We start from the raw sequence: 12,262 nt of genomic DNA, 5'->3' as shown, positions 1-12,262 counted from the left end.
GCCTACGATACTAAAAGGCCCGGTAAGCATTGCGCCACCGGGCATCACACGATGTTACTCTTCGATCGCCTGACGGATTTGCTGCAGCGACGCCGGATCGTCAATGGTCGTCAGATCGCCGGGATCGCGACCTTCACAGATCGCCTGAATTGTGCGACGCAGCATTTTACCGGAGCGCGTTTTCGGCAACTGCGACACAAACCAGACGTGCGCCGGGCGGCCAAAATTACCAATCTGACTGTCCACCAGCGCCATAATCGCCTTCTCTTCCGAATGTGCGATGTCGCGATCTTCAAGGCTGTCGCTCTGTTTAGGAATGACAAACGCGACCGCGACCTGCCCCTTTAGCGCGTCCTTCACGCCGACCACAGCCACTTCGGCAACGTTCGGATAGCTGGAAATACTCTCCTCTATCTCACGCGTCCCCAACCGATGCCCGGCCACGTTGATGACATCATCCGTACGGCCAAGGATGAAGTAATAGCCGTCCGCATCGCGAATCCCCCAGTCAAAGGTGGCGTACACCTGACGAGAAAACAGCGACCAGTAGGTATTCACAAACCGCGCGTCATCACCCCAGATAGTCTGGATACAGCCCGGCGGCAGCGGCCCTTCAATCACCAGCATGCCCTTTTCATTCGCTTCGCAGGGCTCACCGGTCACCTCATTGAGCAACTGCACGTTATATCCGTACATCGGCACGCCTGGGCTGCCCAGCCGCGACGGGCGGTCGTCCAGCCCGCGAGCGATCGCCATAATCGGCCAACCGGATTCAGTCTGCCAGTAGTTGTCGATAACCGGGACGCCCAACGTTTCCGTTACCCAACTGGCGGTCGGTTCATCAAGCGGCTCACCCGCCAGATACAGCACCTCCAGCGAGGAGAGATCGTGATTGCGGATTTGCGCGGTCGGGAATTTCTTCAGCACGCGGATGGCGGTTGGGGCGGAGAACATCCGGCTGACCTGATACTTCTCAACAATTTTCCACCATACGCCACAGTCTGGATACGTTGGCAGCCCTTCGTACACCACCGTCGCCATCCCCACCAGCAGTGGGGCATACACGATATACGAATGCCCAACCACCCAGCCGATGTCCGACGCGCAGAAGAACACACCGCCCGCTTTACCGCCGAAAATGGTGTCCATCGAGGTCGCCAGCGCGACCGCGTAGCCGCCAACGTCACGCTGGACGCCCTTCGGTTTACCGGTTGTCCCGGAGGTATAGAGAATGCAGGAGGTTTCATTCGATTCCAGCCACGTCACCGGCACCCGCGCGCCGAGATGCTGCTGGCGCAGCGTGGCAAAGTCGAGGTCTCGCCCCTCTACCCGCGCCATTTTCGCCAGACCGCGATCGACTAATACCACATGACGCGGCTGATGCTGCGCCTGATCGATCGCATCATCGAGCAGCTTTTTATACGGCAGGACTTTACCGCCGCGCGCCCCGGCATCCGCCGACACGATAACCACCGGTCGGGCGTCGTCGATACGCGCCGCTACGCTGTGCGAGGCGAAACCACCGAACACCACCGAATGGATCGCCCCTATACGTGCGCAGGCCAGCAGCGTAATGTGCGCCTCGGCGATCATCGGCATATAAACCAGTACCCGATCGCCACGCTGTACGCCCAGCGACAACAACATCGCCGCCGCGACGTTCACTTCGTCATACAGCTGACGAAAGGTAAACGTGCGTTCTTCTTCAGTTTCTGAAGAAACGGCAATCAGCGCCAGCGCGTCAGGCTGTTTCTCCACCCAGCGGTCGATGGCGTTATGACACAAATTGGTCTTGCCGCCGCAAAACCAGCGGGCAAACGGCGGGTTGCTGTGATCCAGCACCTGCGTATACGGCTGCTGCCAGTCAATACGCTGGGCCTGTTCGGCCCAAAACGACTCCGGCTGCGTAATAGAACGTTGATAAAACTCGCTATAAGACATAATGCTCTCCTGTTGAACTTACGCCTTGCCGCACGCAGGTTTAGATTACATAAAGGTCCATATACTCATTGACCGGCATCTGCTCCAGGCGAGTTCTGTCCAGGGAGACATCCAGGATGCGCTGCTGCTGACGGGTCGGGAACTGACGCGCCAGGTTAATTTTGAACTTCTCGACCAGCTTCGGCATACCGTCGTTACGACGGCGCGCGTGGCCGATTGGGTATTCCACTACCACTTCTTCAAAGCGTGAGCCGTCGGTGAATTCAAGCGTGATGGCATTCGCGATGGCGCGTTTTTCAGGGTCGTGGTAATCCGCAGTGAAGGTCGGATCTTCGAAGCAGTTAATCTTTTCACGCAGTGCATCAATGCGTTTGTCCTGCGCCACGCCGTCTTCGTAATCTGCCGCCGTTAAGCGTCCGAACAGTAGCGGGATAGCCACCATGTACTGGATGCAGTGGTCACGATCCGCCGGGTTATTCAACGGGCCTTTTTTATCGATGATGCGGATACAGGCTTCATGCGTACGAATGGTCACTTTTTCGATATCGGCAGCGGTCTTACCTGCGGCCTGTAACTGCTCGTACAGCGTCATCGCCGCTTCTACCGCGGTCTGCGAGTGGAACTCTGCCGGGAAGGAAATTTTAAACAACACGTTTTCCATCACGTACGAACCGTACGGTCGCTGGAAGCGGAAAGATTCGCCTTTGAAAGAGACATCATAGAAGCCCCAGGTTTTCGCCGTCAGTGCAGATGGATATCCCATTTCACCGGTTTTCGCCATCAGCGCCAGACGCACAGCACGTGAGGTGGCATCGCCAGCCGCCCAGGATTTACGCGTGCCGGTATTCGGCGCATGACGATAGGTACGCAGCGACTGACCGTCGACCCACGCCAGCGAGACGGCGTTGAGAATTTCATCCCGGTTAAGGCCGAGCATCTCGGCAACCACCGCCGTGGAAGCGACTTTTACCAGCAGGACGTGATCCAGACCGACGCGGTTGAAGGAGTTTTCCAGCGCGATACAGCCCTGAATTTCATGGGCTTTAATCATTCCGGTTAACACTTTTTTCATGGTTAACGGCGCTTTACCCACCGCCACCGCATTGCGCGACAGCCAGTCAGCCGTCGCCAGAATACCGCCGAGGTTATCGGAAGGATGACCCCATTCTGCGGCCAGCCACGTGTCGTTAAAGTCCAGCCAGCGGATCATCGCACCGATGTTAAACGCCGCCTGCACCGGATCGAGCTGGAACTGGGTACCAGGTACGCGCACACCGTTCGGGACGACGGTACCCGGTACAACCGGCCCCAGCAGTTTTTTACAGGCCGGATATTCCAGCGCTTCCAGGCCACAGCCAAGGGTATCAAGCAGGCAATAATGCGCGGTGTCATACGCCACCTTCGAGGTGATCTCGTAGTTCATGACATAATCAACGATATCAACGATTTCACGGTCAAATTCAGGGCGGACGTTCGAAATATGTGCAGACATAGGGTACATTTCCTGTTTTTTTATCTTTAGAGGTTTTGCATTAGCAACGTTTTTCAATCGAGACAAATACGCGATCTTCCGGGCCGGTATAGTTGGCGGAAGGACGGATAATTTTGTTGTCCTGACGCTGTTCGATGATGTGCGCCGCCCAGCCAGTGACGCGGGCGATAACGAACAGTGGTGTGAACATTTCAGTGGGGACGCCCATCATGTTGTAAGAGACTGCCGAGAACCAGTCGAGGTTGGGGAACATCTTTTTCGTTTCCCACATCACCTCTTCCAGACGGTCGGCGATGTTGTACATTTTCAGCGAACCGCCTTCCTGAGAAAGCTGTTTCGCCACGCTCTTGATCACCTGGTGGCGCGGGTCGGCGATGGTGTAAACCGGGTGACCAAAGCCAATCACCACTTCTTTATTTTCAACGCGTTTACGGATATCTGCTTCGGCTTCATCCGGCGTTTCATAGCGTTGCTGGATCTCCAGCGATACTTCATTCGCTCCTCCGTGTTTCGGCCCACGCAGTGCGCCAATCGCACCGATAATCGCGGAGTACATATCAGAGCCAGTTCCCGCAATCACACGCCCCGTGAAGGTAGAAGCGTTAAACTCGTGCTCGGCGTACAGCACCAGCGAAATGTGCATCGCCTTTTCCCAGCTTTGTGATGGCTTTTCACCATGCAGCAAATGCAGGAAGTGACCGCCAATAGAATCATCGTCGGTCTCCGGCTGAATGCGCTCGCCGTTATGGCTGTAGTGATACCAGTACAGGAGGATAGAACTGAGCGAAGCCAGCAGTTTGTCGGCAATATCGCGTGCGCCGGAGACGGTATGTCCTTCTTTTTCCGGCAGCGTACAACCCAGCGCGGAAACACCAGTGCGCATCACGTCCATCGGATGCGAGGCGGCAGGCAGCGCTTCCAGTACGGTACGCACGTTAGCGGGCAATCCGCGCAGCGCTTTCAGTTTGCTTTTATAGGCGGTGAGCTCATCGCGGGTGGGTAATTTCCCGTGAATCAGCAGATGCGCAACTTCTTCAAATTCACACTGTTGCGCCAGGTCAAGAATATCGTAGCCACGATAGTGCAGATCGTTACCGCTTTTACCCACGGTACATAAGGCAGTATTTCCGGCAGCGACGCCTGACAGCGCAACCGATTTTTTGGGTTTAATGACATGGGTACTATTTTGCAGGATCGTTGTGTCGCTCATGTTGTCCTCGTCATTATTGTAATATGTAGGGTACTAATTTATTGCCGGATGGCGGCTACGCCTTATCCGGCCTACGACGGTTACTTTTTTGTGTACAACGCGTCGAGTTTCTCTTCAAACTGGTAGTAATTGATGCTTTCATACAGCTCGTTGCGCGTCTGCATAATGTCGATAACGTTCTTTTGCGTACCTTCCTGACGCAGCACGTTGTAAACCTTCTCCGCCGCGCGGTTCATGGCGCGGAAAGCTGACAGCGGGTATAGCGCCATCGCAACGTTCGCGCTGCGCAGTTCATCGGTGGTAAACAGCGGTGTGGCGCCAAATTCAGTAATGTTGGCGAGAATTGGTACCTGTACCGCATCGGCAAACTGGCGGTACATCGCAAGTTCGGTAATGGCTTCCGGGAACAGCATGTCAGCGCCCGCTTCGACATACGCCTGGGCACGATCGATGGCAGCCTCTAGCCCTTCCACCGCCAGCGCATCGGTCCGCGCCATAATCACAAAGTTGGGATCGGTGCGCGCATCAACGGCTGCGCGGATCCTGTCGACCATCTCTTCTTTCGAGACGATCGCCTTGTTCGGGCGATGACCGCAGCGCTTGGCGCCGATCTGATCTTCAATATGCAGCGCAGCAGCACCCGCTTTGGAAATCGACTTGACGGTACGCGCCACGTTGAATGCAGACGATCCAAAACCGATATCCGCATCCACCAGCAATGGCAGCGGGCAAACATCCGTAATGCGACGAATATCAGTCAGCACATCATCAAGGGTAGAAATGCCGAGATCCGGCAGCCCCAGCGACCCCGCAGCGACACCGCCGCCGGAGAGATAAATCGCTTGATACCCGGCACGTTGAGCCAGCAGAGCGTGGTTGGCGTTGATGGTGCCAACGATTTGTAATGGGTTTTCTTTAGTGAGCGCAGCGCGAAACGCCAGCCCTGGGGAGTGTAGAGACATATCCCGTCCTCTTGTTATCAACTTGTTATCGTTCGTTGATATTTCTAAAGCAAGGGGTATGCCAGGGAGCTTATTTTCTCTTCTATTTAATTTTTTATCTTTTAAAACAACAGATTAAATCCAATGTTTCTATTTTTGTTGCACAAAAGCGTGTCAGCTATCGTTTCATGAAACGTTCCTTCACGTTTCATTGCAACATTTATGAAACACAACTAAACCCTACTACTCGGTTCCTTAATTTTTGGGGTTAGTTATGGCAGATACGCATCTACCGCCGCGAGTGAACGACGATAAACCGGTTATCTGGACAGTCTCGGTCACCCGCCTGTTTGAACTGTTTCGCGACATCAGTCTGGAGTTCGACCATCTGGCGACCATCACCCCCATTCAGCTTGGTTTCGAAAAAGCGGTGGCCTATATCCGTAAGAAGCTGGCCACCGAGCGTTGCGATGCCATCATTGCGGCAGGCTCCAACGGCGCATATCTGAAAAGCCGTTTGTCTATTCCGGTGATCCTGATTAAACCCAGCGGATTCGACGTGCTACAGGCACTGGCAAAAGCGGGAAAACTCACCTCGTCAATTGGCATCATTACCTATCAGGAACCCCTCCCGGCGCTTCTCGCGTTTCAAAAAACTTTCAATTTGCAGCTTGAACAGCGTAGCTATATCACCGAGGAAGATGCTCGTGGGCAAATCAACGAGCTGAAGGCCGGCGGTACACAAGCGGTAGTTGGTGCGGGGTTGATTACCGATCTGGCAGAAGAAGCAGGTATAACCGGCATCTTTATCTATTCGGCGGCCACCGTGCGCCAGGCCTTTGTCGATGCGTTGGATATGACCCGCCTGACATTACGCAGAAACGGTCAGTACGTCTCTGGCGATACGTTGCGCACTCGCTACGCGCTCGGAGATATGCGCGGTCACTCTGCGCAGATGGAACAGGTACGGCACACCATTATGCTGTACGCCCGTTCGCGTGCGCCGGTCCTCATTCAGGGCGAAACAGGAACGGGTAAAGAGCTGGCCGCACAGGCCATTCACCGTGAGTTTTTCACTCGTCAGGAGAATCGGCGCGGTAAACCCTCACCGCCGTTTGTTGCCGTCAACTGCGGGGCAATCACCGAGTCATTGCTGGAAGCGGAGCTGTTCGGCTATGAGGATGGCGCCTTTACCGGCTCTCGCCGAGGGGGACGCGCGGGCCTGTTTGAAATCGCTCACGGCGGAACCCTGTTTCTTGACGAGATAGGCGAGATGCCGCTGCCGTTACAAACCCGACTGCTGCGTGTGCTGGAAGAAAAAGAGGTTACCCGGGTCGGTGGACATCAGCCGATTCCGGTCGATGTCCGGGTGATTAGCGCCACACACTGTAATCTGGAGCAGGAGATGAAACAGGGGGAATTTCGTACCGATCTGTTTTATCGCCTGAGCATTTTACGCCTCAAGCTGCCGCCGCTGCGCGAGCGGTTGCCCGATATTCTGCCACTGGCAGAGGGCTTTTTAAAACAGTCGCTGGCGGAACTGGACGTGCCTTTTTCTGAGCCAGTGCGCAAGGGGCTGGGATTAAGTCAGCCGACGCTGCTGAATTATGGCTGGCCGGGGAATATCCGCGAACTGCGTAATATGATGGAACGTCTGGCACTGTTTTTAAGCGTCGAGCCGCAGCCAGAGCTGAATGTGGATTTTTTACAACAGCTGTTACCGGAACTGGCCATTGTTGCAGACTCACCGCAAGCATCGTCATTGCTGACGCCACAACAGGTGTTGGCACAATTCAATGGTGATAAAACCGCGGCTGCACGCTATCTCGGAATTAGCAGAACCACGTTCTGGCGCAGATTAAAAGAAAACCCGCCGGTACAATGACCGACGGGTGTCGTATTTTTTACAGCTGCACGTTATTTTTTCTTGTAAATATTCGCTGTGCCATGGATTTTGTTATCCGTTTGGCCGGAGGTTAATACCACCACGTCAGCGCCTTTCTCTTCAGCTTTCTTCAGAAGGTCTTCTTTAGCATCCGAAGTAGAGACTTCATTACTCGTTGAAATATCACCGATTTTTGTATACTGAGACTCAACCTTTTCAAACTCAACCTTCGTCATAAATTCCGCGGCGTACGCGTTGGTCACAACAAAAGCTAACGCACCAATAAGTACTTTAATTCCAGTTTTCATATAAAAGCTCCAGATTTTGTTATATATGCCATCATCGCCCCCTGAACATTCGACACGCGAGTCAAGGATGATTAATAAGTAGTTCAGCCTGGCAAAAAGATCCAGAGCAGGCGGAAATATAAAGAGATTTTGCGAATCGTTGATAACAGAAAACCTGTGCCGTCGCGTTATCTGACGCGCCAGGTTTGCACAAAATAGTCTATGAAGTCATTTGCAAATCTCAGCGCGTTTCACTGCGCAGTGTGAGTGAATACGCAGAATGATGAACACACTAAAATTATAGTGTTAGCTGTCACTTAAGCGCTTACTAATGGAAATGTTGTCTATGGAACCTCTGCACGCCGTCGTTCTTACCATCAGCCTCTTTGTTTTAACCTTTTTTAACCCCGGCGCAAACCTGTTTGTGGTAGTACAAACTAGCCTGGCATCCGGACGACGCGCAGGTGTGATGACCGGTCTGGGTGTTGCCTTGGGTGATGCGTTTTACTCCGGCCTTGGGCTTTTTGGTATGGCAACGCTAATCACCCAGTGTGAAGAGATATTTTCATTGATTAAGATTGTCGGCGGCGCCTATCTGCTGTGGTTTGCCTGGAACAGCATCCGCCATCAGGCCACGCCGCAAATGCCCACTCTACAGCAACCGCTTTCCGCTCCCTGGTATGTGTTTTTCCGCCGTGGATTACTAACGGATTTATCAAATCCGCAAACCGTGCTGTTTTTTATTAGTATCTTCTCGGTCACCTTAAGCGCTGACACACCAACGTGGGCCAGGTTGATGGCCTGGGCAGGCATAATATTGTCTTCCGTTATCTGGCGTATTTTTCTCAGTCAGGCGTTTTCATTGCCCGCCGTGCGCCGTGCTTATGGCCGAATCCAGCGGGTTGCCAGCCGGGTGATTGGCGCAATAATAGGTGTTTTCGCGCTAAGACTTATTTATGAAGGTATTAGCCATCGATAAGAGAGTTTAACTTGACCATTGTGAGGTAATTGTCCGTAATACCGCCTGAATTTTTAATCGCAGGTTGAGTGGCAGTGAGATGGAACAGGTTGAACCGGTAAACGACACATTACTCCTTACAGAATGGCAGGCGCTGATACGACAAACATCGCCTGACGTTCACACGCTCCTCACATCGTTAAGCGATGAAGAGATCCGCCATTTAGTGACCGTTTTTTATGACTATATGCTCTCCCATGCCCAGAGCGCATTATTCCTCAATACAGAACAGGTCAGTACCCGCCTCAGCGGCAGTATGTTTGACTGGTTACGCAGCGTGCTTGGCAGCGCGCACGAAGATCTACCGCAGTTGCTGGCCAAACAGCGAGAAATTGGCGTGGTGCATGCCCGTATCGGCCTGCCCATCGATCTGGTAAACCGCGGCGCGCGTAAGCTCAAGGATGAGCTGTATCGGGTATTGAAAACCAAAGCTGACGACTCGTCTTCCCTGTTGAGCAATGCTATCTGTTTCAGCAGCCTGGCAATGGATACTGCGCTGGAGGCCATGACCGTCTCCTATTCCCCAAGCCACCAAAACTCTCTGCATACGCAGGAGCAGTATCGCCTGCAGACCATTTACGATGACGTTAACGTCGAGCGCGAACGGCAAATTCGCTCATTTACCGACTGGGAAAACCAGTTTATCTATAACATTGCCACCGGAATGCCTTTCGGTGAAATGGTGTTTCTGGCGAACTCTGATTTTGGTATGTGGTTCTCACATAAGGGAAAACATATTCTTGGCAATAGCAATCTGTTGAAAGAAATGGAGTCGCTGATAGCAGAGATCGACACCCGTCTGACGACCACCCTGTCACCTCAGCATCAGCCGACAGAACCCGAGCGAATGAGCTTATTACAGGATGTTCGCCAGCTGTCGGCAAAAATCCATTTCCTGCTCGCTTCAATGTTTGAGGCGCTGGTTAAGCAGGAAAATGGTAAAGATTCGCTGACCCAGTTGCTTAATCGCCGCTTTATTCCGACCATCATGCGGCGTGAGATTTCGTTAGCGTTACATGCGCGTAAGCCTTTTAGCCTGGCGATGCTGGATATCGACTACTTCAAGCAAATTAACGATAACTTCGGGCATAATACCGGCGATCTGACGCTCAAAAATGTCGCAGCGGTCATTTATGATCATATCCGTAGCAGCGATTACGTGTTCCGCTACGGTGGTGAAGAATTTATGATCCTGCTCGTCGAGTCAGATGAATCGCAGGCCAGTATTATTCTGGAAACGCTGCGTATGAAAATTGCCGGGATGCGCATGGCAGCCTCTGCGACAGAAACGTTTTCTATTACCGTCAGTATCGGTATTGCCGAATATGATTATCATCCCGACTACAAACAGCTGGTTGATAAAGCCGATCGCGCGCTTTATCAGGCAAAAAGTAATGGTCGCGACCGCGTTGAGGTTTATCAGGAATAACCTTCTCCGCCACAGAGAAATAAATACCCCGTTCAGGGTATTTATCTGATCGGCGATAAATACCGAGCTGTTATTTTTATTCAGGCCTATTTGCGTGATGAAAATAACAGCCACGTAATAAGATGTAAATCAAATACACCAAATCTGAATAGCGCTAGCATATCCCGGTGATGACGCCTTCTGAATGCAGAAGGGGAAATATGAGGGATAGTATAAAACCATGAACGGGAAGAAAAGAACGCGCTGGCAGCGCCGTCCAGGCACGATCGGAGGCAAACTGCCGTGGAATGACTGGCGCAACGCCAGCAGCTGGCGAAAAGCCACCCAGTTTCTCCTGCTGGCTATTAATATTTATATTGGCGTAACGTTCTATTACTGGGTCCGCTATTTCGAAACCGCCGGCACCAGCGTCTATATTCCAAGGCCAGGTGGTATTGAGGGATGGCTACCAATCGCGGGTTTGATGAATATCCGCTATACGCTGGAGACTGGTTTTCTTCCGCCTATCCATGCCGCCTCCATGCTGCTGTTAGTTGCGTTTATCCTGATTAGTCTGTTGTTAAAAAAAGCCTTCTGTTCGTGGTTATGCCCGGTGGGCACGCTGTCCGAACTGCTCGGCAATCTGGGGAAAAAAGTATTTGGTCGCAACTTCACGCTGCCGCGCTGGCTGGATATCCCGCTGCTCAGTCTGAAGTATTTGCTGCTGAGTTTCTTTTTGTATATCGCCCTGTCGATGCCTGCACAGGGGATTCAGTATTTTCTAATGTCGGCCTATGGCATGATTATCGACGTGAAGATGCTCGATTTCTTTCGCCATATTGGCTCCGCTACGCTCATCTTTGTTGTCGTTATCAGTGTCCTGAGCCTGTTTATTCGCAATGCCTGGTGCCGCTATCTGTGCCCTTATGGTGCGCTGCTCGGTCTGTTCTCGCTGCTCTCGCCGTTTAAAATCCGCCGTAACGCAGACAGCTGCATCGACTGCGGAAAATGCGCGAAAAACTGCCCGTCGAATATCCCGGTCGACAAACTGATTCAGGTGCGTACCGTGGAATGCACTGGCTGCATGACCTGCGTTGAATCCTGCCCGGTGGCCTCAACGCTGAGTTTCTCACTGCAAACACCGCCGGGGGCGCAAGACAACGGTAAACCGTTATGGCGACAGAAGACGCTATCAGGTGTTGCCATGACGCTACTGGTGCTTGGCATTCTGTTTGCCACCATTGGTTATGCCGTTTATGCCAATGTCTGGGATACACCAGTGCCTGATCATATGTATTTCCAGCTGATCCCGAAGGCAAAGATGATCGGCCATTAATTTTTTTATCAGTATGTTCAAAACCCTGCCAATTCTGGCAGGGTTTCCCGCCTGTCCTGCCATTTTAAGACAATTGAACTTGTGCCATCGCGCTCTCGTTTATACAACCTTAAATATCATCTGTAATAATTTTTCTATTTTGTTATGGGCGACTGGGATCAAAATAATGAACGGGATAACATCATGACTAAAATAAAACTGGCACTGCTATTACCTCTGTTTCTGGCAGGTTGTACGATGAATGACGGGGAATTAAGAAACGCTTACGCTCAGCATTATCAGCAACCTACCGCTTATGTAGATGCTTATAAACAGAAAATAGCCAGTATGGATATTCATGCGCTGGCCCAATATGCCGCCGCAGAAGATAAGAAAAAAATGCGTGGGCAGCCAAGACTGAAAATCGACGAATTCATTACCATTGAGAACGTGCAGGCGAAAGGAAATCGGGTGGTCTACGATTACTCACTATCCGAAAGCTGGCTGGCGCTGTCCGCAGATAAACAGCGCGAGAAGCAGACCAATATGAATAAAGACCTGATCTACCGTACCTGCTCGCTGGAAACGGTACGTCTGGCGCAGGCAAAAGGGCTGGAAGAAGAGCATAACTATTACAGCCAGTACCCAGACAAAGTCGCCTTTACGCTGAGAACCAGCGCGCAGATTTGTCTGCAGAACGGTTTTACACAATAACCGCAATCACAAAGCCTGATGCGCTGCGCTTATCAGGCCTACGATTTGCAC

10 protein-coding genes are annotated in these 12,262 nt (G+C 52.3%); 5 read left to right on the top strand and 5 right to left on the bottom strand.

Going from position 1 to position 12,262, the window contains the following annotated elements; translation table 11 throughout:
• Window positions 1-54: 54 nt before the first annotated feature.
• The 4 genes from prpE to prpB all read right to left on the bottom strand — a co-directional run bounded on the left by prpE (window position 55) and on the right by prpB (window position 5,605).
• A complete protein-coding gene (gene prpE / locus OGY09_RS23175) occupies window positions 55-1,941 on the bottom strand; it encodes a propionate--CoA ligase (RefSeq protein ID WP_286591024.1) in 1,887 nt (628 codons plus the stop codon).
• 40 nt (window positions 1,942-1,981) lie between these two features.
• A complete protein-coding gene (locus OGY09_RS23170) occupies window positions 1,982-3,433 on the bottom strand; it encodes a bifunctional 2-methylcitrate dehydratase/aconitate hydratase (RefSeq protein WP_032942477.1) in 1,452 nt (483 codons plus the stop codon).
• A 40-nt stretch (window positions 3,434-3,473) separates the two neighbouring features.
• On the bottom strand, window positions 3,474-4,643 hold the full coding sequence (gene prpC / locus OGY09_RS23165; protein WP_008783864.1) for a bifunctional 2-methylcitrate synthase/citrate synthase: 1,170 nt from the start codon (window positions 4,641-4,643) through the stop codon (window positions 3,474-3,476).
• An 80-nt stretch (window positions 4,644-4,723) separates the two neighbouring features.
• Window positions 4,724-5,605, bottom strand: a complete 882-nt coding sequence (gene prpB, locus OGY09_RS23160) for a methylisocitrate lyase (RefSeq protein WP_003830903.1) — start codon at window positions 5,603-5,605, stop codon at window positions 4,724-4,726.
• A gap of 253 nt (window positions 5,606-5,858) precedes the next feature.
• Here prpB and prpR point away from each other — a divergent pair, with 253 nt between their 5' ends.
• Window positions 5,859-7,469, top strand: a complete 1,611-nt coding sequence (prpR, locus tag OGY09_RS23155; RefSeq protein WP_032942475.1) for a propionate catabolism operon regulatory protein PrpR — start codon at window positions 5,859-5,861, stop codon at window positions 7,467-7,469.
• A 32-nt stretch (window positions 7,470-7,501) separates the two neighbouring features.
• On the opposite strand, the gene yahO is transcribed toward prpR, so the two are convergent.
• The gene (gene yahO, locus OGY09_RS23150; protein ID WP_032942474.1) at window positions 7,502-7,777 is read right to left on the bottom strand and encodes a DUF1471 family periplasmic protein YahO; all 276 of its coding nucleotides are present in this window, start codon (window positions 7,775-7,777) and stop codon (window positions 7,502-7,504) included.
• A 325-nt stretch (window positions 7,778-8,102) separates the two neighbouring features.
• Here yahO and OGY09_RS23145 point away from each other — a divergent pair, with 325 nt between their 5' ends.
• The 4 genes from OGY09_RS23145 to OGY09_RS23130 all read left to right on the top strand — a co-directional run bounded on the left by OGY09_RS23145 (window position 8,103) and on the right by OGY09_RS23130 (window position 12,211).
• Entirely contained in the window at window positions 8,103-8,735 is a 633-nt protein-coding gene (locus OGY09_RS23145) for a LysE family transporter (RefSeq protein WP_032942473.1), read from the top strand.
• Window positions 8,736-8,814: 79 nt separating this feature from the next.
• Window positions 8,815-10,203 (top strand): diguanylate cyclase, encoded by a 1,389-nt coding sequence (locus tag OGY09_RS23140; protein WP_032942471.1) that lies wholly within the window; start codon window positions 8,815-8,817, stop codon window positions 10,201-10,203.
• A 220-nt stretch (window positions 10,204-10,423) separates the two neighbouring features.
• On the top strand, window positions 10,424-11,518 hold the full coding sequence (locus tag OGY09_RS23135; RefSeq protein ID WP_032942469.1) for a 4Fe-4S binding protein: 1,095 nt from the start codon (window positions 10,424-10,426) through the stop codon (window positions 11,516-11,518).
• Between the two features lie 183 nt (window positions 11,519-11,701).
• Complete coding sequence (locus tag OGY09_RS23130) at window positions 11,702-12,211, top strand: hypothetical protein (protein ID WP_223849070.1); 510 nt, start codon at window positions 11,702-11,704, stop codon at window positions 12,209-12,211.
• The last annotated feature ends 51 nt before the right edge of the window (window positions 12,212-12,262 follow it).

The organism is Citrobacter sp. Cpo071 (assembly GCF_030332765.1).
GTDB lineage: Bacteria > Pseudomonadota > Gammaproteobacteria > Enterobacterales > Enterobacteriaceae > Citrobacter > Citrobacter portucalensis.
Note: the sequence above shows the minus strand (reverse complement) of the source record. Positions and strands in the feature narration are given on the sequence as shown.